23 protein-coding genes are annotated in these 23,069 nt (G+C 64.5%); 4 read left to right on the forward strand and 19 right to left on the reverse strand.

Going from position 1 to position 23,069, the window contains the following annotated elements; translation table 11 throughout:
• Positions 1-115: 115 nt before the first annotated feature.
• Entirely contained in the window at positions 116-1,324 is a 1,209-nt protein-coding gene (locus ACSVHC_RS03040) for an MFS transporter (protein WP_437773137.1), read from the forward strand.
• Positions 1,325-1,340: 16 nt separating this feature from the next.
• Here the strand turns inward: ACSVHC_RS03040 and ACSVHC_RS03045 are convergent, their stop codons facing one another.
• From ACSVHC_RS03045 to infC, 5 genes are all read right to left on the reverse strand, one after another.
• Positions 1,341-2,258: a cation diffusion facilitator family transporter gene (locus tag ACSVHC_RS03045; RefSeq protein ID WP_437773136.1), complete on the reverse strand. Its 918-nt coding sequence runs from the start codon at positions 2,256-2,258 to the stop codon at positions 1,341-1,343.
• Positions 2,259-2,360: 102 nt separating this feature from the next.
• Positions 2,361-3,254, reverse strand: a complete 894-nt coding sequence (locus tag ACSVHC_RS03050; RefSeq protein WP_437773135.1) for a TrmH family RNA methyltransferase — start codon at positions 3,252-3,254, stop codon at positions 2,361-2,363.
• A gap of 51 nt (positions 3,255-3,305) precedes the next feature.
• Positions 3,306-3,836, reverse strand: a complete 531-nt coding sequence (gene rplT, locus ACSVHC_RS03055) for a 50S ribosomal protein L20 (RefSeq protein WP_437773134.1) — start codon at positions 3,834-3,836, stop codon at positions 3,306-3,308.
• Between the two features lie 117 nt (positions 3,837-3,953).
• Entirely contained in the window at positions 3,954-4,148 is a 195-nt protein-coding gene (gene rpmI / locus ACSVHC_RS03060) for a 50S ribosomal protein L35 (protein ID WP_236816733.1), read from the reverse strand.
• A gap of 119 nt (positions 4,149-4,267) precedes the next feature.
• Positions 4,268-5,320: a translation initiation factor IF-3 gene (infC, locus tag ACSVHC_RS03065; RefSeq protein WP_437773133.1), complete on the reverse strand. Its 1,053-nt coding sequence runs from the start codon at positions 5,318-5,320 to the stop codon at positions 4,268-4,270.
• A 377-nt stretch (positions 5,321-5,697) separates the two neighbouring features.
• Here infC and ACSVHC_RS03070 point away from each other — a divergent pair, with 377 nt between their 5' ends.
• Positions 5,698-6,084 (forward strand): DUF1844 domain-containing protein, encoded by a 387-nt coding sequence (locus ACSVHC_RS03070; RefSeq protein ID WP_236816723.1) that lies wholly within the window; start codon positions 5,698-5,700, stop codon positions 6,082-6,084.
• A gap of 84 nt (positions 6,085-6,168) precedes the next feature.
• Here ACSVHC_RS03070 and ACSVHC_RS03075 read toward each other — a convergent pair whose 3' ends face one another.
• The 8 genes from ACSVHC_RS03075 to ACSVHC_RS03110 form a co-directional block, all read right to left on the reverse strand.
• Positions 6,169-7,503 carry an MFS transporter gene (locus ACSVHC_RS03075; RefSeq protein ID WP_437773132.1) on the reverse strand — a complete coding sequence of 445 codons (1,335 nt, stop codon included), beginning with the start codon at positions 7,501-7,503 and terminating at the stop codon, positions 6,169-6,171.
• Between the two features lie 58 nt (positions 7,504-7,561).
• Positions 7,562-8,464, reverse strand: coding sequence for an SseB family protein (locus ACSVHC_RS03080; RefSeq protein ID WP_437773131.1), 903 nt, complete (start codon positions 8,462-8,464; stop codon positions 7,562-7,564).
• A complete protein-coding gene (priA, locus tag ACSVHC_RS03085; RefSeq protein WP_437773130.1) occupies positions 8,464-9,210 on the reverse strand; it encodes a bifunctional 1-(5-phosphoribosyl)-5-((5-phosphoribosylamino)methylideneamino)imidazole-4-carboxamide isomerase/phosphoribosylanthranilate isomerase PriA in 747 nt (248 codons plus the stop codon). Before priA ends, ACSVHC_RS03080 begins: the two co-directional genes overlap by 1 nt.
• Positions 9,211-9,269: 59 nt before the next feature.
• Positions 9,270-9,428, reverse strand: coding sequence for a hypothetical protein (locus ACSVHC_RS03090; RefSeq protein WP_172465499.1), 159 nt, complete (start codon positions 9,426-9,428; stop codon positions 9,270-9,272).
• Between the two features lies 1 nt (position 9,429).
• Entirely contained in the window at positions 9,430-10,185 is a 756-nt protein-coding gene (gene hisH / locus ACSVHC_RS03095; protein WP_437773129.1) for an imidazole glycerol phosphate synthase subunit HisH, read from the reverse strand.
• Positions 10,182-10,808 carry an imidazoleglycerol-phosphate dehydratase HisB gene (gene hisB / locus ACSVHC_RS03100; protein ID WP_234753135.1) on the reverse strand — a complete coding sequence of 209 codons (627 nt, stop codon included), beginning with the start codon at positions 10,806-10,808 and terminating at the stop codon, positions 10,182-10,184. Before hisB ends, hisH begins: the two co-directional genes overlap by 4 nt.
• Before the next feature lie 41 nt (positions 10,809-10,849).
• On the reverse strand, positions 10,850-11,968 hold the full coding sequence (locus tag ACSVHC_RS03105) for a histidinol-phosphate transaminase (RefSeq protein ID WP_437773128.1): 1,119 nt from the start codon (positions 11,966-11,968) through the stop codon (positions 10,850-10,852).
• A 90-nt stretch (positions 11,969-12,058) separates the two neighbouring features.
• Positions 12,059-12,418, reverse strand: coding sequence for a LysM peptidoglycan-binding domain-containing protein (locus ACSVHC_RS03110; protein WP_437773127.1), 360 nt, complete (start codon positions 12,416-12,418; stop codon positions 12,059-12,061).
• A 366-nt stretch (positions 12,419-12,784) separates the two neighbouring features.
• Here ACSVHC_RS03110 and lexA point away from each other — a divergent pair, with 366 nt between their 5' ends.
• Positions 12,785-13,534 carry a transcriptional repressor LexA gene (lexA, locus tag ACSVHC_RS03115; protein ID WP_236816708.1) on the forward strand — a complete coding sequence of 250 codons (750 nt, stop codon included), beginning with the start codon at positions 12,785-12,787 and terminating at the stop codon, positions 13,532-13,534.
• Between the two features lie 44 nt (positions 13,535-13,578).
• Here the strand turns inward: lexA and ACSVHC_RS03120 are convergent, their stop codons facing one another.
• Both ACSVHC_RS03120 and hflX read right to left on the reverse strand, forming a co-directional pair.
• Positions 13,579-15,642, reverse strand: a complete 2,064-nt coding sequence (locus ACSVHC_RS03120; RefSeq protein WP_437773126.1) for an ATP-dependent DNA helicase — start codon at positions 15,640-15,642, stop codon at positions 13,579-13,581.
• Entirely contained in the window at positions 15,635-17,197 is a 1,563-nt protein-coding gene (gene hflX / locus ACSVHC_RS03125; RefSeq protein ID WP_345449825.1) for a GTPase HflX, read from the reverse strand. The genes ACSVHC_RS03120 and hflX overlap by 8 nt, the downstream gene beginning before the upstream one ends.
• 387 nt (positions 17,198-17,584) lie before the next feature.
• Between hflX and ACSVHC_RS03130 the strand changes: the two genes are divergently transcribed.
• Positions 17,585-18,199: a class I SAM-dependent methyltransferase gene (locus ACSVHC_RS03130; protein WP_236816702.1), complete on the forward strand. Its 615-nt coding sequence runs from the start codon at positions 17,585-17,587 to the stop codon at positions 18,197-18,199.
• On the opposite strand, the gene dapF is transcribed toward ACSVHC_RS03130, so the two are convergent.
• The 4 genes from dapF to ACSVHC_RS03150 all read right to left on the reverse strand — a co-directional run bounded on the left by dapF (position 18,180) and on the right by ACSVHC_RS03150 (position 23,002).
• Positions 18,180-19,148, reverse strand: coding sequence for a diaminopimelate epimerase (gene dapF / locus ACSVHC_RS03135; RefSeq protein WP_437773125.1), 969 nt, complete (start codon positions 19,146-19,148; stop codon positions 18,180-18,182). The genes ACSVHC_RS03130 and dapF overlap by 20 nt on opposite strands.
• Before the next feature lie 31 nt (positions 19,149-19,179).
• Positions 19,180-20,121: a tRNA (adenosine(37)-N6)-dimethylallyltransferase MiaA gene (gene miaA, locus ACSVHC_RS03140; protein WP_437773124.1), complete on the reverse strand. Its 942-nt coding sequence runs from the start codon at positions 20,119-20,121 to the stop codon at positions 19,180-19,182.
• A gap of 6 nt (positions 20,122-20,127) precedes the next feature.
• Positions 20,128-21,648, reverse strand: a complete 1,521-nt coding sequence (gene miaB / locus ACSVHC_RS03145) for a tRNA (N6-isopentenyl adenosine(37)-C2)-methylthiotransferase MiaB (RefSeq protein ID WP_439181371.1) — start codon at positions 21,646-21,648, stop codon at positions 20,128-20,130.
• Positions 21,649-21,730: 82 nt separating this feature from the next.
• Positions 21,731-23,002, reverse strand: a complete 1,272-nt coding sequence (locus tag ACSVHC_RS03150; RefSeq protein WP_437773123.1) for an aggregation-promoting factor C-terminal-like domain-containing protein — start codon at positions 23,000-23,002, stop codon at positions 21,731-21,733.
• Positions 23,003-23,069 lie beyond the last annotated feature (67 nt).

Genomic DNA, 23,069 nt, shown 5'->3' on the forward strand with positions numbered 1-23,069 from the left:
CCTTGCCTATGGAAGTTGTCACATTCAGGGACATTCGCCGGAGACTCGCACTAAGCTTGAAAGTCGGCTTTATTCCCTTCGAGTGACATCCCGCTCGCCCCCAAGAAACAGGACGATGACCACTACCGCTGTCAGCAAGACCTCCCAAAAGACCGGAAGCCGTCACGTGTCGCTGGCGATCTTCGCCCTTGCCATGGGCGGATTCGCCATCGGAACCACGGAGTTCACCATGATGGGCTTGCTCAAGGAGATCGAGCAGGGACTCAACATCAGCACTCCCGAGGCCGGGAACCTGATTTCCGCCTACGCTTTGGGTGTCGTAGTGGGTGCGCCGATCTTCGCGGCGCTGGGCGCCCGGCTCCCCCGCAAGCAACTTGCCTTGGGACTCATGCTGTTCCTCTCCATCGCGAACCTGACGTCCTTCATTGCACCGGACTACGGAACCATGTTGTTCACGAGGTTTGCCTCGGGACTGCCGCATGGCGCCTTCTTCGGGATCGCCGCGGTCATTGCAGCGAGCCTGGTTGCCCCCACCAAGCGCGGTTGGGCGATTTCGATGGTCATGGGCGGGCTGACCATCGCGAACGTCATCGGTGTTCCTGCGGCTACTTGGCTCGGCCAGACGTTCGGGTGGCGTCTGCTCTTCGTCGTTGTGGGCGTCATCGGCCTGGCCACCAGCGTGTTGTTGTGGAAGTTTGTCCCCTTTGAGCCTGCCCACCCCGAGGCGAGCATCCGGCGGGAACTTGGTGCCCTCAAGCGCATCCAGGTGTGGTTGGCGTTGCTGATCGGAATCATCGGATTTGGCGGCTTCTTCGCCACTTACACGTATATCTCGCACACCATGACTTCGGTGGCAGGGATTCCGCAGGCGCTGATACCCGTGGTAGTTGCCCTCTACGGACTCGGCATGGTGGCAGGCAATATCCTTGGCGGCCGTATCGCCGACAAGTCGGTCATGGGAACCATCTACCGTGTCCTTCCCCTCATTGCCTTGGCGCTGGTGGCCTACGCCGTCGCGGCCCACTGGGCGTGGTCCGCATTCATCATGGTCTTCATCGTCGGCGGTATTGGCTCCATGCTTATCCCGCCGCTGCAGACGCGCCTCCTCGACGCTTCGCCGGACGCTCCGTCCTTGGCCTCTTCACTCAACCACTCGGCCCTCAACATCGCTAACGCCCTTGGCGCGTTCCTCGGCGGCGTGGTCATCGCTTGGGGCTGGGGATACGTTGCCCCTGCCCTCGTCGGGGCCGTCCTGGCAATCCTGGGGCTCGGCGTCGCGGGCATCAGCGGCTGGCTGGAACGCAAGCGGCCACTGGCGGCCTAGTGCTGCCGCGGGTTGCTCAGACCTGGACCCGCTCGACGTCGGGCTCCAGGTAGATGACCCGGGCGATCGGGACTGCAGTGCGGATCCTGAGTTCGGCGTCGTCGATCGCCTTGGCGATGGCCTGACCGGTATCTGCTGCGCCTACGCTGATCTTCGCAGCGACCAGCAGCTCCTCCGGGCCCAAGTGCATGGTCTTGAGGTGGATGATGCGCGTGCCGTCGGACTCGATCGCTTCCGTGATGCGGGCGTTGTCCTCTTTGGTGGCTGATTCGCCCAGCAGCAAGGACTTGGTTTCCACCGCGAGCACCACGGCGATTCCCACAAGAAGCAACCCGATCATTCCTGTGCCCGCTGCGTCCCACAAGCCGTTGCCCGTGATGAGGGTCAGGCTCACGCCGAACAGCGCGAAAACGAGGCCCAGGAGAGCTCCGAAATCCTCCAGGAGAATCACGGGAAGTTCCGGTTGCTTGGCGTTGCGGATGAACTTGATCCAGCTTTGTTTTCCGCGCTGGGGATTGGATTCGTGGATGGCGGTGCGGAACGAGAAGGATTCCGCCGCAATGGCGCCGAGCAGCACGGCCAGCGGCACCCACCAGAAATCGCCTTCGATGGCGTGCGGGTGCTGGAATTTCTCCCAGGATTCGTAGAGCGCGAAGAGGCCTCCGACACTGAACAGCACAATCGAGACGATGAAGGCGTAGATATAGCGCTCACGGCCATAGCCAAAGGGGTGTTCGGGACTTGCGGCCCGCTGCGCCCGCTTCCCGCCAAGTAGCAGGAGCAACTGGTTGCCGGAGTCGGCGACAGAGTGGATTGCCTCTGCCAACATGGACGACGACATCGTCAGCACGAAGGCGACGAACTTGAGCACAGCGATCGCCAGGTTGGCGCTCAATGCCGCCACGATTGCCTTGGTACCGCCATTTGCAGCCACGAAAGCTCCACCTCTTCTTCGGTTCAGGGGATGTGAGTGAATCGGCAGGAACGGACCGCGGGGTCGCGTCCTGCAAGCAATACCGTACCGGTTGAGAAATGGTCAGGAGTGCTGGGAGCGCGCGCTGGCGTAAAGGCAGACGGTGGCGGCTGTGCCGAGGTTCAGGCTTTCCGCCGAACCGTAGACGGGCACTGCGACACGATGGTCGGCAAGCGCCAGCTCGGAGTCTGAAAGTCCTTGCGCCTCGTTACCGAACAGCCAGGCCGTCGGGGCTTCGAGTGCGTAGGCGGAGGGCGCCGCCGACGCGCCCAGGCGGCGTGCCGCGTTCTCGTCCTGAAGTTTGTCCAGATTGAGGGTGCCGTAACCGTCCGCTGCGAGGATCCCGATGCCGCGCTCCTTGCAGAGGGCTGCGAGCTCTTCGACGTCCGCACCCAGGACGACCGGCAGGTGGAAGAGCGAACCGGCCGTGGACCGCACGGCCTTCGGATTGTAAATATCCACGCTGGAGGCCGTCAAAACCACGGCATCCGCACCGGCAGCATCAGCGGCCCGAAGCACCGTCCCGGCATTGCCAGGATCGCGCACCTGGCACATGACAGCGATCAGCCGCGGCCCGGCGTCGAGCACTGATTCAAGGCTGACGTCCACAAAGCTGCAGACGGCCACAATCCCTTGGGGATTGACGGTGTCCGCCATGGCGGCCAGGACATCATCGTTCGCAAGCCGCAAGGCAACGCCGTCGGCGAGCTCGGCCAGTTCGGGAAGCCGGTCAAGGCAGCTTTCGCTCGCGAAGACTTCATGTACGACGGCGGGCTCCCCCGCCGCGGTCCGCTCCCGGTGCAGGAGCAGCGCCTCGCGCACGGTCTGGGGGCCTTCGGCGAGGAACCGGCCACGCTTTAAACGCGCCGGGCGCCCTGCAAGCCTTGCGACATCCCTGACCCGATCGGCTCGGGGGTTGGACATCGGAAGTTCTTGCGGGCGCCCGGTTTCGTTCATATACAGAACTTTAGTGGCAGTTGCCACCGTCCCATGAACTGAGGCTACGTGCTACTCAGCAGCTTCAGCGGCAGGCTTCTTCGCAGCCTTGGCCTTGGGGGCCTTGGCAGCGGGCTCTTCCTCGGAAACGGAGGCCTTGACTGCCGGAGCAGCCTTGGCAGCCGCAGAAGTCTTGGCAGCAGCCTTCGGAGCGGCTTCAGCCTTGACGGCCGGAGCGGAGGTGTCGGCAGGCAGGGAATCCTTGGCAACCTTGACCAGCGCGGCAAAAGCGTTGGCGTCGGAAACGGCCAGCTCTGCCAGCATGCGGCGGTCAACCTCGACCTCAGCGGCCTTCAGGCCCTGGATCAGACGGTTGTAGGTCAGGCCGTTGGCGCGGGATGCAGCGTTGATGCGCTGGATCCAGAGGCGACGGAAGTCGCCCTTCTTCTTGCGGCGGTCGCCGTAGCTGTACACAAACGAGTGCAGCAGCTGCTCTTTTGCCTTGCGGTACAGGCGAGACCGCTGACCGCGGTAACCCTTGGCCCGTTCAAGGACAACCCGACGCTTCTTGTGGGCGTTTACCGCCCGCTTCACACGTGCCACGTGCGTACTCCTTCAAAATTCTTATCCCAAGCTGCTACTGCCGGAAACCCGGCCGGCCTGAGAAGGCTTTGGTGTAGTCGGCAGCTGCCGGATGGCAGCAACCAGAAAACTTGGAACTTAGATGCCGAGCATCCTCTTGATGACCTTGGCATCGCCCTTGAAGACGATCTTGTCGCCGGCAAGGCGACGGGTCAGGGTGGAGGACTTGTGCTCCAGGTAGTGGCGGCGGTTGGCCTGCTGACGCTTCAGCTTGCCGGTACCGGTCAGCTTGAAGCGCTTCTTAGCACCACTGTGGGTCTTCATCTTCGGCATGGGAACCGATCTCCTTACGTGTCCGCAGACTGGGTCTGCAGTTCTTTCGTGCAGCCACCCCATGAAGGGCGGCTACTGCTTTCGTGCCGGGCAGAGGGGATGCCCCTCCTGCGGCGTGACTAGTTGGTCTTGCGTGCCGCTGGCTTCGGAGCGGCCTTGGGGGCTGCCGGTCGAGCTGCAGGCTTCGGAACCGCGGGCTTCGCCATCGGTTTCGGTACTGGTGTAGCAGCAGGCTTGGGGGCAGCTGGTACAACAGGCTTCGGAGCTGCCTGCTCAGGAGCCTTTGCCGGTGCAGGAGCCTTCGCTGGTGCCTTCGCCGGCGCCGGTGCGGCAACCGGAGCTGCTTCAACTACGGGAGCCTTTTCGGCAACCGGAGCTGCTTCAACCACGGGAGCTTCTTCGACCACCGGAGCTGCTTCAACCACAGGGGCTTCTTCGACAACCGTTTCCTCAGCGGCCGGAGTCTCTTCGACTTCAGCAGCCTCCGCCTCAACGGCTTCCGGCGCGGTTTCCTCAGCCTGGGTTTCCTCGGCCTGGGTATCCCCAGCCTGAGTCAAGAGTTCCGCCGGGAGCAAGTCGGCGAGTGACTGGGTCAAGGGAGCATCCTCGCCAGAGACGTCAATCCGGCCTGCAGCCTTGGCTTCATTCTGTGCCTTGGCTTCTGCACGCTGCGCCGCGCGGCGGGCCTCGGCCTTGGCCTCAGCCTTGTTCTTCAACGGACCAATCACCATGACCATGTTCCGGCCATCGATGCGCGGGCTGGACTCAATCACGCCAACTTCGGCGACGTCCTCAGCGAAACGCTGCAACAGGCGGATGCCCATTTCAGGACGCTGCTGCTCACGTCCACGGAACTGGATCATGGCCTTCACCTTGTCACCGGCACCCAGGAAGCGGAGCGCGTGGCCGCGCTTGGTCTCGTAGTCGTGGGTGTCGATCTTCAGGCGGAAGCGGATTTCCTTGAGAACCGTGTTGGTCTGGTTCTTGCGGGCCTCACGGGCTTTGACAGCGGCTTCGTACTTGTACTTGCCGAAGTCCATCAGCTTGCACACCGGAGGCTTCGCCTGCGGTGCAACTTCAACGAGATCCAGGTCAGCCTCGGCAGCCAGACGCAGGGCGTCCTCAATACGGACGATTCCAACCTGTTCGCCGGCAGGGCCGACCAAACGCACCTCGGGGACGCGGATACGCTCATTGATTCTTGGCTCGCTAATGTCAAAGCTCCTGTTGTTGTGATGAGTATTCCACCGGCAAATAGAGAAGGCCCCCAATTGCTGGCGCAATCGAAGGCCTCGAAGATCGGAGACGGCCCCTCAACGGGGCGTTCGCACCATCCAAGGCTTACCTTGAACGGTGTCCGACCATGTACCCGGCAACTTACATCCCCTAAGGGAAACGGCTGACGCGGGTGGGAGAGAACTCCGCTTGCAAACTGAAAATCAATTCTACAGAAATCGGCAACCAAGCGCACATTAACGATGGGTGGCCGAGCGCTGCCTGTGCCATGGGAAATGGCAACTTCCAGTCGGTCTGTGACAAGCTTACCAGCATGAGCACTTCAGACAGCAATTCCCTCGACCACGAGCCCGCCGGCACCGACGCCGGAGTAGGCCAGCAGATCCGCGACATTTCGGAAGTTCCGGCTGTTGAGGTCATCACCACCGGCGCCGTTCACCTCATGAGCGCAGCGGCCGTCAAGGTGGGCTTGGCCGACGACCCCCAAGCCGAAGAGCTCAAGGACCTGGACGAAGCGCGCAAACTGATCACCGCTTTGGCCGGCCTGGTCACCGCCGCAGCACCGGAAATCGGTTCGCAGCACGCGGGCCCCTTGCGCGATGGCCTCCGCTCCCTGCAACTTGCGTTCCGCGAAGCTTCCCTGATCCCGGACGAACCGGGCAAGGGCCCGGGCGAAAAGTTCACCGGCCCGGTCAACTGACACGGACTACCCATAGGACCGCGACGGCGGGCTGGCCTCTTTGGCCGGCCCGCCGTCGTCGTATTCTGGCGGCTCAGGCGCGACTCAGTTGGCGGGATCCCCGGCGCCGGCCTGGGTGATGGTCATGCTCCGGCGCCGACGAAGCTGGAGGAACAGCCCGGCAAGGCACAACACCACTCCTGCCGTCCCGATAGCGACGAAGCCGGCCCACGGCCCCACGCCGTCGATGAAGAGCCCGGCGACCGGCGAACCGAAGGCGACGCCCGCTGTGAGCGCCGAGCCATACCAGCCCATTGCCTCGCCGCGGCGGTCCTCATCCACGATGTCGGCGACCTTTTCCGACGCCGCGGACAACACCGGCGCGCAGAGCAGACCGGGAAGCAGGGACAACAAAGCAAGGGTCCAGGTGTCCCCGGCGAAGCCCATCGGGATGGTCAGGGCCGCCATGCCCAGCAGGAGCAGGATGGGTGAGACGGGCCGGTGCATGGCGCCGTAGATGAGCCCGCCGACTACCGAAGAGGCGCACCAGAAGAAGAAAACAATTCCGATCTCGCTCTCGTGCCCCCCGCGCTGCAGCACCGCGACAATTCCGACGTCGGTGCCGCTCAGTACCATGCCCGATCCTGCGGCGACGGCGAACACGGCGGCCACCGCCGCGGTGAACCATGTGAAGTTCCGGGCCATTTTTCCCCGCAACCCGGAAGCTTGCGAGACCGTCGGGGCCATCTCTGAAGCGGCTTCCTGGAGATGGGCCGGCGCCGAGGCCACCACTGCGGCTTCGGCCGCATGGAGCTCATCGGCATCCCGGTCAGCCGTCTGGCCGGCATCCAGGACGCCCTCGCTGCGCGTGGGCGGGTTGAACCACAGCAGGAAGAGCCCGGCGGCCGAAGTGCACACGCCCACGATGGTCAGGCCGAGCACGGTGAACCCGCTGGTAGCCACGACTGCGCCCACCGCGGGACCGATCATGAAGACCACTTCGGTGCCGATGGAGTCCAGGGCATAGGCCGAACGCCGTTGCTCGCCATCAACCAGCACACCGAGGGACTGCCGGATGACGCTGAAGATCGGCAGTGTCAACAGGCCCCCGACGAAGACGAGCGGAAGTATCCATTCGTAGCTGACGTGCGGCACCACGGACCAAATCACCAGCTCAGACACCACCGAAGGAATAAGCGCCTTGCGCAGGCCGACAATGTCCACGCGCCGCCCTCGCCAGGGAGCGCCAATCGCGATGCCGATGGTGAATACCGCGGCGGCAGCACCCGCGGCGGCGTATCCCTTGCCCAGGGTCAGCACGATGTGCAGGGTGAGCAGAACTCCCGCTGCCGAGTGCGGTATGCGGGCCACCATGCCCACCAGCAGGAGACGCCGCACGGACGTGATGGACAGCATCTCCCGGTAGAGAGAGAAATTCACGAGCTATATCCTCTGTTCTGCCGAGGGCAGGACAAGGACGTTCCCCCTGTGCCTTCGGCTACTGTGCCGCCCGCTGCAGGCTGACTTCGATCGAGTCAACCCGCTCGGCGAACAATTCGTTCTGCGCCCAACGTCCGTTCAGCCCGGAGACGAGGTCCTGCACCGCGGCGGCGTCCAGGCCGTCTTCGAGGTACAGCACCACGCGCAATTCAGGCCCGGGTCCCCCGCCGGCCATGGCCGATCCGTCGGCCGTGCGCGAAGCCATCCCCGATCCTGGCCGCATCTCCAGGCGCCGCACGGCGGGGTACATCCCTGCCAAGGAATTGAGAGCAGCCTCCAGTTCATCATCAAGGTACGACGGCGTCCAGTCGCGCTGCTGCGCCAATGACCACATGGCAGGCCGGCGCACCACGAAGGTGACATCCGAACCCGGATCCAAGACGAGCAGCTGGGCTCCCTCTGACACGGCAGACAACGCCGCCCGTGCCGCATAAACGGCGACGGGGCGGGCCTGCGGGTGCCAGGCTTCAAGGGCGGCAGCCGAGGTGAACACGGGCATGGCCGTGCGGCCGTCCGGTGCTTTCAATGTCACGAGCGCCATGTCGGCCTGCTTGTCGGCATGGAGACCGTCCACGCCCTCGGCTTCCTCGGCGAGCTGGGCTACCACCGGGACAAAGACCCTGGCCGTCGCCAACGAAGCCACCACACCGGCCTCGCTGCCGGTACCGGCGAGCAGGGCCGCGACGGCGGCGAGGTACCCGGCGTCGGCCGTTCCGTCGTCGTCGTCGAAATTATGGATCTTGGCGGCGTCTCCGCTCAGGTCGCGGCCCGCCCAGGGCTGGCCGGCAGAATCGCCTGATCCCCCGGCGCCCGCCAGGGCAGCAGCGATGTGCCCGGGCAACTGCCGGGGTGCCGTAGTCGAAGCATTGTCAGCAGCCGGGGACTGTGGATCCTGCGACATCAGCGGCGGCCGGCGACGTCCAGGGCTTCCGGAAGCGTGAAGGCACCGGCGTACAGCGCCTTGCCGACGATCGCTCCTTCGACCCCGAGCGGCACGAGCTCCCGCAGGACGCGCAAGTCCTCGAGGCTGGAGATGCCGCCCGACGCAACGACAGGTTTGCCGGTCTTTTCCACCATCCGGCGCAACAGCTCGACGTTGGGACCCTGCAAGGTTCCGTCCTTCGTGACGTCGGTGACCACGTAGCGGGCGCAGCCGGCCTCCTCAAGGCGGGCCAGCACCTCCCAGAGATCCCCGCCCTCCTTGGTCCAGCCCCGGCCCGCGAGCGTCGTGCCGCGAACGTCGAGCCCGACGGCGATCTTGTCACCGAAGCGGTCGATGGCCCGACGGGTCCATTCGGGATTCTCCAACGCCGCCGTTCCGAGGTTCACGCGGGCGACGCCGAGCTCAAGCGCGCGCTCGAGGGATTCGTCGTCGCGCAGTCCGCCGGACAGCTCAACCTTGACGTTCAGCTGCGAGACCACCTCGCTGATGAGGTCGGCATTGTTGCCGCGGCCGAAGGCGGCGTCCAGGTCAACCATGTGCACCCATTCGGCTCCGGCGTTCTGCCAGTTCAGTGCGGCTTCCAGCGGAGTGCCGTAGCTGGTCTCGGAGCCGGCTTCTCCCTGAAGGAGGCGGACTGCCTGGCCGTCCACGATGTCGACGGCGGGCAGGAGTTCCAGGACGGGCAGTTCAGAGGGGGATGTCATTGATGTCCTCGGTGTCGTGGGGACGGGCGTCAGTTGCCCGGCAAGTTATTTGGCAGGCACTATTTGGCAGGCAAAGTGAAGAGGTAGGCCGCCAGCAGTGCCAGGCCGGCGAGTACGTAGAACGAAATGGAGACCCAGGCGGGGCGTTTCTGCTGGTGGAAGGAGATTCCGCCGCCTACCAGCAGCCCGGCCGCGCCCATGAAGATAACGGACCACATCTTAGGCAGCGCCTCCGGCCTCGGTCGCTTGCGGCTGGGTTTTTGCTTGCGGGCGCAAGCCATCGACCCAGTTGCGCAGGAGCCGGGCTCCGGCGTCGCCCGACTTCTCGGGGTGAAATTGCGTAGCGCACAACGGACCGTTTTCCACGGCGGCGATGAAGCGCGCACCGTGCTCGGACCAGGTCACCTTCGGCGGAGCCATGCGGGGTTGGACGACGTCGAATTCCCACTTCTGCACGCCGTACGAGTGCACGAAATAGAACCGTTCATGCTCGACGCCGGCGAACAGCTTTGAGCCTTCGGGCACGTCCACGGTGTTCCAGCCCATGTGCGGGACAACGGGCGCTGGCAGGAGTTCCACCTTGCCGGGCCACTCTCCCATGCCTTCTGCCTCGGTTCCGTGTTCCACTCCGGCCTCGAACAAGACCTGGAGCCCGACGCAGATGCCCAGGACGGGCCGGCCTCCGGCAACACGACGGCCGATCATCCGAATGGCGTCTACTGCCTTGAGTTCGCGCATCACCGTTTCGAAAGCGCCGACGCCGGGGACCAGGAGCCCGTCAGCATTCAGGACATCTTCGGGCTTGGCGCTCAACGTGACTGCCGCTCCGGCACGCTCAAGCGCCCGGACCGCAGAGCGGACATTGCCCGAGCCGTAGTCAAGGACCGTTACAGTCGGTTTTCCTTCAGGCGAGACAATGCGGCTGGCGGCCTTCGGGTCCACGACAGCGCCATCCTTGAGGATGTGCTTACTCACAAGGCGCCCTTCGTGGACGGAATGCCTTCGACGCGGGGGTCGGACTCAACGGCGGAGCGGAGCGCCCGGGCGAACGCCTTGAACTGGGCCTCCACGATGTGGTGCGGATCCCGGCCGGCCAGGACATTCATATGAAGGCAGATGCCCGCGTGCAGGGTGATGGCCTCGAAGACGTGGCGGGTCAGCGAACCAGTGAAGTGTCCACCGATCAGGTGGTATTCCTGACCGGCGGGCTCACCTCCGTGAACTAGGTAAGGACGTCCGGAGACGTCGACGACGGCGTGTGCCAACGCCTCATCCAACGGAACCGTGGCCTCGCCGAACCGCCGGATACCCGCTTTGTTACCCAAGGCGGTGCGCAGGACCTCACCGAATGTAATGGCGACATCCTCCACAGTGTGGTGGGCGTCGATGTGGGTGTCTCCGGTCGCCTTGACGGTCATGTCGATGAGCGAATGCTTGCAGAGCGCCGTCAGCATGTGGTCATAGAACGGCACCGAGGTGCTGATATCCGAAACTCCCGTGCCGTCGAGGTTGATTTCAACCAGGACGGAGGACTCGCTCGTGGTGCGTTCCATGCGTGCTGTCCGGGCGGCCGCCGTGCTGGCGCCGTTTTCGCTCATTGATGATCCTTAGGAGGAAGGAGTGGTGGGACTTGTTAAGTCTAGGCCGGTGCGGAGAGCTGGCCGTCCAGCAAGGCTTCGAGCGCCTCGAGGAAGGCGGTGGTCTCGGGCTCCGTACCGGCTGTGACGCGGAGGTGGCCCGGTATGCCGACGTCGCGGATCAGGACGCCGCGTTCCAGGAGGCCTTGCCACAGGGCATGGGGGTTTTCGATTCCGCCGAAGAACACATAGTTCGAATCCGAGGCGGCCGGCTTGAGGCCCATGCGGCTCAACTCGCTGACAATGCGATCGCGTTGGACCTTGATGTCCTCGACGTCGGCCATGAGGGCTTCGCGGTGCCGGAGGGCCGCCAGCGCGGTTGCCTGCGTGATGGCGGAGAGGTGGTACGGAAGGCGGACCAAGCGGATCGCGTCGGCGACCTCGGGAGCAGCTGCCATGTAGCCGATGCGTGCACCGGCGAGGGCGAAGGCTTTGCTCATGGTCCGGGAAACAATGAGGCGCTCCCGGCCAGGGAGAAGTGTCAACGCACTGGGCGTGTTGTCGTGGGCGAACTCGTGGTACGCCTCGTCCACGATCACCACGGTCTGGCTCGCCTCGCCGGCCTCGTACACGGCTTCGACGACGTCAAGGCCAAGTCCCGTGCCGGTGGGGTTGTTCGGGGAGCAGAGGAACACGACATTCGGCTTGAGTTCGCGAACCTGCGCGGCGGCCGAGGCCGCATCGAGTCCATAGTCTTCGGCGCGAACTCCCGCGATGTATCCCGTGTCGGTTCCGCTGGCCAGCAGTGGGTACATCGAGTACGTGGGCGGGAAACCGAGCGCGGTCCGGCCCGGGCCACCGAAGACCTGGAGGATCTGCTGCAGAACTTCATTGGAACCGTTGGCTGCCCAGATGTTCTCGGCCGCAAGGCCGTGACCGAGGTACTCCGCAAGAGCCTCGCGCAGTTCTGTGAACTCGCGGTCCGGATAGCGGTTCAGTCCGACGGCGGCTGCCGCTACCGCTTCGGTGATGGCCGCCTGGACATCGGCCGGCACGCCATGGGTGTTTTCATTGACGTTGAGCAAAATCGGAACATCAAGCTGCGGCGCGCCATACGGGCTCAGGCCGCGGAGGTTGGTCCGGAGGGGAAGTCGGTCAAGTCGCTCAAGCTGGTCACTCACCATGACAGTTTAAGGTGCGGGGGCGGATGCCCTGAAACTGTGACGGCCCGGCGCCGACTCGGAGACCTGCCAACCCGGTCAGCGTTGGTGTTAAGTGGCCGGAATGAACAGTTGCTGGCCCGGCACGATGTGGCCGTCCTGAAGGTTGTTCAGCTGGATAATCTCGGCAACGACGTCGCGTGGATCCCGGGAAGGCGCGGCGATTCCCGCAATCCCCCACAAGGACTGGCCCACCTGTACCGTGACGCTCGTACTTGAAGTGGGCTGCAGCTCGGCGGCGGAATCAGCAGCCTTGGCCGGCGAATTCAGGAATCCCGCCAGGCTGAGCAGCACTGCGACCACGAGCATTGCCGGGACCCCGAAGAAGACCATGCGGCCCCGGCGGGTCAGGCGAAGCCGGCCCGGTGCCGTATTGCGGCCGGACCGGTGGGTGATGGTGATTGCGGACATGAGCTGAGCCCTTCTGAACAATGCCGCGTTCCGGAATCTCTGGTTGCGGCTGCCAATTCTTGCCTTCAGTCAGTGCTTGCAGGACGGTTATTAGTTGATCTGTTCGAACGATTCGAACGAACACCCGGATCCTGCAGCACTTTTATAGAACACATATTCGAACCTTGCTATGACATTTTTAGCACCTATCAACGAACGATGTCGAGACTCGCTAGAACAAATGTTTGAAAAACGCCAGTGCCTGCCCTACGTTTGAGTGAAGGAAGAGCACTGAACCAGTGCAACAGGAGGGTCTGACATTTCAGGCCGACAGTCCCGGCAGGCGCCTCAGGGCCGAACGGGCGGAACGGAAGGGCGTTGGTGAAAATGGCAGCGAAAGCCACTGGCAGCGGGCCGGCCTCAGCGCGGAGCCAGCAGCCGCAGAAGGCCCCCAAGAGCCTGACCGTCCGCCAGAAGAAAATCCTGGAGACCATCCAACGTTCAGTGAACGATCATGGCTATCCGCCGTCGATGCGTGAAATCGGGGACACGGTTGGCCTAGCCAGCTTGTCCAGCGTTACGCACCAGTTGTCGCAGCTTGAGAAGCTCGGCTATCTTCGTCGCGATCCCAAGCGCCCGCGTGCAATGGAAGTCCTCATGCCGTTGACCCTGGACGGCGGCTCTGTCATACCCGGCGTTGAATCGCCGGCGAAACTCCGCAGCGCGGGAGGACTGGCCGTCACGGAACTCGCGAGTGCCAGTGACACGGCCATGGTCCCCCTCGTCGGACGCATTGCTGCCGGTGGACCCATCCTGGCGGACCAGACCGTTGAAGACGTACTGCCTCTGCCCCGCCAATTGGTAGGCCATGGCGAGCTCTTCATGCTGAGAGTCGCCGGTGATTCCATGATCGACGCCGCTATCTGCGATGGAGACTGGGTGGTAGTGCGGCGTCAAAACGACGCACTCAACGGCGACATCGTGGCCGCACTCCTGGACGACGAAGCCACCGTCAAGACCTTCCGGCAGCGCGACGGCCACACCTGGCTGCTCCCCCAGAACACGCAGTACGAACCCATCCTGGGAGACCATGCCACCATCATGGGCAAGGTCGTCTCGGTCCTGCGCTCCCTTTAGGACGTCCTCGCACCAGGACGGGTCCGCGTGAGCAAGAGCGCGCCTTAAGCCTTGGCTGACTCGGCGTAAAGCCGTTCGAGCGCACCGCGCACCACGGAACGGTCCGTGGTGGGCCAGAAGGGCGGCAACGCTGCCCGCAGGAAGTTTCCGTAGCGCTCCGTCGAAAGCCGCGAATCCAGGACTGCCACGACGCCCTTGTCCCCCGTTGAGCGGATGAGCCGGCCGGCGCCTTGGGCCAGCCGGATGGCGGCGTGCGTTGCCGAAACTGCCATGAAACCGTTGCCTCCGGCCTGCGCCACTGCGCGGGACCGTGCCGTCATCAGGGGATCGTCCGGACGAGGGAACGGGATCCGGTCAATCACCACCAGCCGGCATGAACCGCCCGGAACGTCAACGCCCTGCCAAAGGGACATGGTGCCGAACAGGCACGTGTCTTCCTCCTCGGCAAACTGCCTCACCAACGCGGCCATGGTCGATTCGCCTTGGCACAGGATGTCCACGTCCAGGCGTGAGCGCATCGCTTCCGCCGCCTCCTCCGCCGCACGTCGGGAAGAAAAGAGGCACAAGGCTCCGCCGTGCGAGGCCTTGATGAGCTCTTCAAGTTCGTCAAGCGCTTCGGGAGAGGTCCCTCGCCCCGGCTTGGGCAGGTGCTTGGCGACGTACAGCATGCCTTGCTTCGGGTAGTCGAAGGGCGAGCCTACATCCACGCCGGTCCAGCTGGGGGCGCCTTGGCCAGTCAGGCCCAGTCCTCCGGCTGTGGCCTCGAATGCAGAGCCGATAGCCAAGGTGGCGGAGGTCAAAACCACGGTATGGCCCGCGAAGAGCCCTTCCCGGAGGCGTCCGGCAACGCTGAGCGGCGCGATATTGATAAGAGCAGGCGAATCCTCGTCGGGCGCCGTGTAGCCCTGTTGCGGATCGAAGGTACTGTTCCGGGAAAGCCACACGACTTCCCGGTTTTCCCGGGCTGAGAGCAGCCGTTCGCACAGCTCGAGGATCAACATCAGCCGTGAGCGCGCGAGCTGGCGTCCGCCGTCGACCGTGTTGGACGAATCTCCCTTCGAGTCGGAAAGCGCTGCACGGCAGGCTTCCCGGAGCTGGTCCACGCAATCAAGTTGATCGTCATTGAGCCCGTTGGGCAGGAGGCCCGAGGGCGCACCGATGATCGCGAGTTCCAAGCGGTCCGCGGCGGCGTTCAGGGCGTCCACAGTGATGGCCGTGTGTTTGCGGGCGCTCGAGGCAGCGGCATGGATCATCGCGACGGACAGCTGCCCGGACACAGCCCCGGTCACGCGGTCCTGGAGCTCGTGGGCCTCGTCCACCACGACGACGTCGTATTCGGGCAGCACGGCCAGGCCTTCGAAGGCGCTGACTGCGAGCATCGCGTGATTGGTGACCACGACGTCGGACTCCGCGGCACGGTGGCGGGCCAGCTCGCTGAAGCACTCTTCCGCCATGGGACACTTCTGCGCCCCGAGGCACTCCATCGACGTGACGGATACTTGGCGCCAGGCCCGGTCCGTCACGCCCGGCATCAGTTCGTCCCGGTCCCCCGTCGCCGTCTTCCCGGCCCACTCGCGAAGCCGCAACACTTCCTTGCCGAGCTGCGAGGCAGGCCCGCCGATGGCTGCGGCGAGATGCGGAACGCTCGTGTCCTCGCCGAGGGAGAACAACTGCCCCTCGGCCGGCTCCTCGCTGGGGAACCCGCCCTCAAGCTTGTGCCGGCACACATAGTTGGCCCGGCCCTTGACCAGGGCGATGCTGACCGGGCGCTCCAGCTCAGGATTGATGCTTTCCAGGAGCCGCGGCAAATCCCGGCCTACGATCTGGGTCTGCAAGGCGAGGGTGGCCGTGGACACGAGCGTGGGCTTGTTGCTCTCCATCGCGTGCGCAATCAGCGGAATCAAGTACGCGAGGGACTTGCCCGTGCCCGTGCCAGCCTGGACCAGGAGGTGTTCACCGGTCTCGATCGCCCGCGCCACCTGCCTGGCCATCTGGTGTTGGCCCGTGCGGTTCTGGCCGCCCATGCCGGCAACGGCTTTGTCGAGGAGTTCGAGGGCGGTCCGTTCCCCCACGGTTTCGCCGCGCTCCCCCGCCTCAGGATCAACCATTGTTGACGAACGACTCCAGCTCGGCTGCCAGGTTCTCATGGACCATGGCCACCACGCGGGTGCCTTCCTCCTCATGCTCAAGGCTCAGGATTTCGGCATCGGTGTTGTGCAGCTTGTTGATGAGCTCACCCCGGTTGTACGGGATCAGGACCTCAAGGCGCACGCCAGGGCGCGGGATGGCTTCGCTGATGGCTCCAAGGAGCTCGGCGATACCCTGTCCTGTGCGGGTGGACACGACGACGTGGCGGGGCTCTTTTTGCTTGAGCCGCTCCACGACAAACGGATCCGCGACGTCGGCCTTGTTCAGGACGATGATTTCCGGGATCTTCCGGGCATCCACTTCGCTGAATACCGTGCGGACCGCCGCGATCTGGCCTTCCGGATCGGGATGCGAAACGTCCACCACATGGAGGATCAGATCGGCGTCGGCCACCTCTTCGAGCGTGGAGCGGAAAGCCTCCACAAGTTGGGTGGGCATCGAGCGCACGAAGCCGACGGTGTCCGAGAGGGTGTAGCCGATCCCGTCAGGGGTCTGGGCCTTCCGGACTGTCGGATCCAGGGTGGCGAACAACGCGTTCTCCACGAGGACACCGGCATCCGTCAGGCGGTTGAGCAACGACGACTTTCCGGCGTTCGTGTAACCGGCGATGGCGACCGAAGGAACGGCATTACGACGGCGGTTGGCCCGCTTGGTCTCGCGCGATGGCTTCATCGCGGCTATTTCACGCCGTAGCTTGGCCATGCGCGTGCGGATTCGACGGCGGTCAAGTTCGATCTTCGTTTCACCAGGACCACGGGAACCCATACCGGCGCCGGCACCACCCACCTGGCCACCGGCCTGGCGGGACATGGAATCGCCCCAACCACGCAGGCGCGGCAACAGGTATTCCAACTGTGCAAGCTCAACCTGGGCCTTGCCCTCGCGGCTCTTGGCATGCTGCGCGAAGATGTCGAGGATCAACGTGGTGCGGTCCACCACCTTGACCTTGACGATGTCCTCAAGGCCACGCCGTTGGGATGGAGCCAGTTCGGCGTCGACCACCACGGTGTCCGCGCCGGTGGACATCACAATGTCCTTGAGCTCGATGGCTTTGCCTGAGCCGAGGAACGTTCCGGGGTCCGGCTTCATGCGGCGCTGGACGATCCCGTCCAGGACTTCCGAGCCGGCCGTTTCGGCCAGGGCGGCAAGTTCCCTCAGGGAATTCTCGGCGTCGGCCAGGGTGCCTTCGGTCCACAGGCCTGCCAGCACGACGCGCTCCAGGCGCAGCTGCCGGTATTCGACCTCGGTGACATCTTCAAGTTCCGTGGACAGGCCCGCGGTACGGCCCAAGGCCCGGCGCTCGGCCAGATCCTCTTGATCGCCGTCGTAGATGCTGTGTTCTTCGTCCAGACGGGAAATCGCCTGGGCCTTGCCAAACACGCCCCGGGGTTCGTCGCGGTCCTGGACTATGGCAGGTGCGTCCTTGGAGAGAATCCGGTCGATGACAGCCTGGATTTCTTCAGGACTCATGTCCTGGGCGTCGGAATCGGGTCCGGTGTTCTTCTGCGTGGTCATGGTCTCCTTTAGGGGGTTCGGCATTTCCAGAATAGTGCCGATTCGTCTCTTGTGGCGCGGAATTCGCGCAGGGCTGATGCCTGGCAAGGCTCGGCCGATGGTCTGGGATCTCCATCCGGAACGGTCTGCGCGTATTGCGTGCACAGATCCCAGGAGGGAAGGGGACGATCTGCTGAGTGTCCAGTCGTCAAAAAGCAACGTCTGGAACGGACATGCCAAGGCGGAATGGCGCTGCTATGAAGCAGGCCTGCGTCGCGGGCGGTGCCGGCTACTCAAAGATCAGGAACATGCGGATCAGACTATCAGACCCCGTCAAGCCCGGGTTGGACCGGTTTGTCGCGGTGCGCGGTTTCCCTTGCCCGCTGCTGGCCACTAATCTGGCAAGCTATGGAGTCTGCTCACTATTTCAGCGCACAGCCCGCGGGGCCGTTCACCCGCAAGCCCCTCACGGTGGAACTGGCCGGCGCGACCCGCCGGCTCCAGACATCGGGGGGCATCTTCAGCCCCGACGGGATCGACAAGGGAACAGCGATCCTGCTTTCGGAGGTTCCGCCGCCGGCACCGCAGGGAAATCTGCTGGACATTGGCTGCGGCTGGGGTCCCATTGCGTTGACGATGGGGCTCATGGCGCCGCACGCGCGCGTCCACGCGGTTGATGTCAACGAGCGTTGCGTCACCCTGACCAACGAGAACGCCGCCCTCCTGGAGCTCGGGAATGTCACAGCGAGCCTGCCCGACGACGTCGACCCTGCCGTGATGTTCGACACCATCTGGTCAAACCCGCCCATCCGCATCGGCAAGGATGAACTCCACAATCTGCTGCTCAGGTGGCTGCCGCGGCTCGCTCCGGGTGGAAACGCCTGGCTTGTGGTGCAGAAAAACCTTGGAGCGGACTCGCTTCAGCGTTGGCTGGCCGATACCCTCGACGGTTCTTTCTCGATATCCCGGGAAAGTACGTCGAAATCCTTCCGCGTGCTGCGGATCAGGAAAGCGTCCCGCTAGCGACAATCACGGCGGGGCCGCTGAGCTCCACGTGTTCCCGGCCGCTTTCTCCCGGGAAGAACCGCACGCCGACGACGCCGCCCGGCACCTTGACGCGCCACGTATCGGGAGCGCCTTCCCCGGCCCAGTGGCGGATGGCGACGGCGGCCGCGCAGGCACCGGTGCCGCACGACTGGGTCTCGCCGACGCCGCGTTCGTGGACTCGCATGGTGATGTTGCCTATGCCGTCGTGGACGAGGGGCTCCGCGGGAACCACGAATTCGACGTTGGTGCCGTTGGCCGGCTTGGGATCAACGACTGGAGCCTTGAAGAGCTGCGTGGATCTGAGCTCGGACAGTTCAGCCAATGCCACTACAGTGTGCGGGTTGCCCATGCTGACAGAAAGGGCAGGCCGGGCGACTTCCAGTCCGTCGGCGCTGACGAGGGAGTCCATGGCCTTGCTGGTGGCATCCTTGGGGAAAATGAACTCCCAAGGACCCATGTCCACCGCGAAGCCCTCAGCGGTCCGGCCAATCTTCTTGATGCCGCCGCGCGTCCCGATGGTCAGGGATTCACCGGCGTCGAGCGTGACAAGACCCTGCTCGATCAGGAATTGGACGAAGACGCGGACGCCGTTGCCGCACATCTCGGACAGCGAACCGTCGCCGTTGCGGTAGTCCATGAACCACTCGGCATCAGAGTCTGCTTCGAGCAGCTGAAGGCCTTCGGACAGGAACCGTGAAGGGACTGCCCGGATGAGCCCGTCCCCGCCGATGCCCACGTGGCGGTCACAAAGCGCTGCGACCTGCTCCGGGGAAATCTGGTGCGCGTCTTCGGGGTCCGCGATGAGGACGAAGTCGTTGCCCGTACCGTGCCCCTTGGAGAAGGCCAGGCCGTGAAGACCGGAGGCGGGTACGGCACCGCCGGCAGCGGCAGGCTGCGGGGCGGAAAATGCAAGGGTTTCATCCATGGCTCAAGGCTACCTGCACTAAGGGTTGCGCCTAAATCACCGACGCCGGGCTCGCGCAGATTTCTGCCGCCTTGGCCACCAAATCCGGATCCTGCCAGTCAAGCCAATGGATCCGGGGGTCGGCCCGGAACCAGGTGAGCTGGCGGCGGGCGAATTGGCGGGTGGCGACGATGGTTTCTTCGGCCGCGGTTGCCGCGTCGGACTCGCCGTCGAGGACCCGGAGGAACTGGGCATATCCGAGCGCCCGCGATGCCGTCTTGCCTTGTCGCAGTCCGGCGGCGTCCAGCCGCGCGACCTCTTCAAGAAGTCCCGCATCGACCATCCTCAGGACGCGCTCGGCCAAACGCTCGCGCAGTACTCCGCGGTCGACGTCGAGCCCTATCTGCACGGCCGGCTGGAAGTACTCTCGCTTCGGCATGAACGAGCTGAACGGGCGCCCCGTAAGTTCGAAGACTTCCAGCGCGCGGATGACGCGGCGTGCGTCACCGAGCCTTCCGGCGGACACGGGGTCGACGCGCTGCAGGCGTTCCTGGAGGCCTGGAAGACCGGATGTCTCGTGCTCATGCTCAAGCCGTTGCCGTACGCCTGGGTCCGTGCCGGGAAATTCCAGGACATCCAACGCTGCCCGGACATAAAGGCCGGAGCCGCCCACCAGGATGGCACGCTTGCCTCGGTGATGAATATCGCGGATGGCGGCTCGGCAGTCGGCCTGGAAAGCGGAGACGCTCGCTTCCTCGGTGACATCCATCGTGTCCAGGAGGTGGTGGGGCACTCCCCTGCGTTCAGGGACGCTGATCTTGGCTGTGCCGATATCCATTCCACGGTAGAACTGCATGGCGTCGGCGTTGATGACCTCGCCGTCGATCGCGAGGGCCAGGTGGACGGCGAGATCGGACTTACCGGAACCGGTGGGTCCGACGACGGCGATCACGGGCGGATTCGGATCCGCTGATCCGGCCGGTACTGCTGTCATGCCGGGCTAGCCGCGCCGCACGGGAAGCGACGGCATGCCAAGGGAGACGCCTTTCAGGCTGCCGGACCCGGCCCCCGCGGCACCCGGTGCCGGAGCGCCGCAGGAATCAGCCTGCGAGCGGTCCCAAGCGTCGCCGGCACGGGAGCGCCTCAAGCTGTAGTCCGCCGTCGTCGCCGGATCGGAGACGAGGTGGAAGGCAGCAGCCCCGGTGATCGTCACGGTGACGAAGTCGCCGGGCCTCGGGATCTCTGCGCCCTCGGGCACAGAGAAGTGGACCAGCCGCTGGTCCTGGGAGCGGCCGGACAAGCGATGCGTCTCTTCTGCTTTGCGTCCGGACTGGGCCGTGACCAGGAGTTCAACCCGGCGTCCGAGCTGTTTCCTGTTCTCCTCGGCCGCGATGCGGTCCTGGAGGGCAGTGAGCCGCTCGTAGCGTTCCTGGACAACGGCCTTCGGGAGCTGTTCCGGAAGCTCCGCGGCCGGGGTGCCTGGGCGCTTGGAGTACTGGAAGGTGAAGGCCGAGGCGAAGCGTGACTTCTCGACGACGTCGAGCGTGTCTTGGAAGTCCTCTTCCGTCTCGCCGGGGAAGCCCACGATGATGTCGGTGGTGATCGCGGCGTGGGGAATCTTGTCACGGACCTTGTCCAGGATGCCGAGGAACTTGGTGGAGCGGTAGGAGCGGCGCATGTCCTTGAGGACCTTGTCCGAGCCGGACTGGAGTGGCATGTGCAACTGCGGCATGACGTTGGGGGTCTCGGCCATCGCGTCGATGACGTCGTCAGTGAAGGCAGCCGGGTGCGGGCTCGTGAAGCGGACACGCTCAAGGCCCTCGATGTCGCCGCAGGCGCGCAGCAGTTTGGAGAAAGCCAGGCGGTCCCCGAATTCCACGCCGTAGGAGTTCACGTTCTGGCCAAGCAGGGTGACCTCGACGGCGCCGTCGTCCACCAAGGCCTGGATTTCGGCCAGGATCTCGCCGGGACGGCGGTCCTTTTCCTTGCCGCGGAGCGACGGGACGATGCAGAACGTGCAGGTGTTGTTGCACCCGACGGAGATGGAAACCCATCCCGAGTACACAGAGTCACGCTTGGTCGGCAGGGTGGAGGGAAAGACGTCCAGCGATTCCAGGATTTCGAGCTGTGCCTCGTTGTTGTGACGTGCCCTGTCCAGCAACGCCGGGAGCGCCCCCACATTGTGGGTGCCGAACACGGCATCCACCCACGGAGCCTTGCGCACGATGGTTTCGCGGTCCTTTTGCGCCAGGCATCCGCCCACGGCGATCTGCATGCCCGGATGGGCAGCCTTGACCTGCTTGAGTTCCCCGAGGTTGCCGTAAAGCTTGTTGTCGGCGTTCTCACGAACTGCGCAGGTGTTGAAGACCACCACGTCGGCGACGCCGCCGTCGAAGGGTACGTATCCTGCATCCTCCAGGAGTCCTGCCATGCGCTCGGAGTCATGGACATTCATTTGGCAACCGAAGGTGCGGACCTGGTAGGTGCGCTTCGCACCGTGCTCGGGTGCGGGCTCGCTCACAGGGCCCAGAGCGGGCTGCTGAAGGGGGGCTGGTGCTGGTGCTGCGGAAGGGGAACTCACCAATCTAGGGTAGCCCCTCGGACTAGTACCAGTTGAAGCCCATCTCATGCTGCCAAGCGTTGCAGGGCGAACCATAGCGGTCGCGGATATAGCCGAGGCCCCAATCAATCTGTGTCCGGTAGTTGCTGAGCCAGTCGCTGCCTGCCGAATAGTACTTGTCCGGCGGCAGCGCCTGCGCAACACCGTAGGCACCGCTGCTGGGATTGGTGGCATCTGTCATCCAGCTTGATTCCTGGGTCCACAGCTGCGACAGGCACTGCATTTGGTCCTGGCCCCAGCCGTAGGCGCCGAGCCGGGAGGACGCGTATTGCCGTGCGCCTACGGGGTCGTTGACGACGTTTCCCCCGCCACCGCCTCCCCCTACGAAGCCGCCGCCGCTGCTGCCGCCGCTGTTGTTGCTGCTGGCGCCTCCGCCGCTGCTGATGGGCGGCTGGGCGGCTTGCTGTTGCGCCGCCCGCTGGTTGGCTGCCGCCAGGGCGTCGGCTTCAGCCTTGCGCTGTGCCGCCTCCCTCTTGGCCTCCTGGGCAGCCTGATAAGCGGCAAGCGCCACCTGGCCGTCCTGGTATTTCTGCGCGACTGCAGCAGAAGTGGACGTCAAGGACGCGAGCTGGGCGACCATGGTCTTTCGCTGGCCGTCCGTGGCGGCAACGCTGTCTTCGGCCGCGCGCCTCGCAGACTCCGCGGCCTGGGCCTTTGCCGCGGCGTCACTGTCCAACTGGGCCAAGACATCGCGGGCAGCTTGTTCCTGGGCCGTTGCCGCGGCGGATGCCTGCGAAGCGCTCAGCGCATCATCGTGCAGCTTCGCCGTACGATCGAGGACCTTGTTCAGCAAGGCGAAATTTTGAATATTGTCCGGTGCGATGGCGGCATTCGCAAGGGACCAGGGCCCGGGATCGAAGCCGCCCGACTCGTATGCCTTGACCACCAGGGAGGAAGTGGCCTTCTTCAGTGAATCCGCTTTTGCCTTGGCCTGCTGGGACGCCTCCGCCAGTTTCTGCGTGACTGCCTGCTGATGCTGCAAGGCGTCATGGGCCTTCGCGTACTCAGTTCCCGCCTTGATGGCTGCCGCCCCGAGCTCGCCCGACTTCTGTTGAAGACCGGCCAATAACTGGTTGATGCGGTCCACTTCGGCGCTTGCGGCAGCTTCGTTCCCTTGGGCCTGCTGTACCTCTGCCCAGCTGGGGTACCCCGACGGCGGCGCATCGTCGTCCGCGGAAGCCGGGCCTGCTTGGAGAATCGACGCGACAAGCAAGGGCACAATGATTGCCGAAAGCCGTAACGACAACGGATTCATTGGATCTGACCTGCTTCCCGACTCGGAACACTAGTCCAGAACCCTAGCCGAAGACCGCCAAGAAGCC

Source organism: Arthrobacter sp. KNU-44, from assembly GCF_051843155.1.
In the GTDB taxonomy this organism is placed as follows: domain Bacteria; phylum Actinomycetota; class Actinomycetes; order Actinomycetales; family Micrococcaceae; genus Arthrobacter.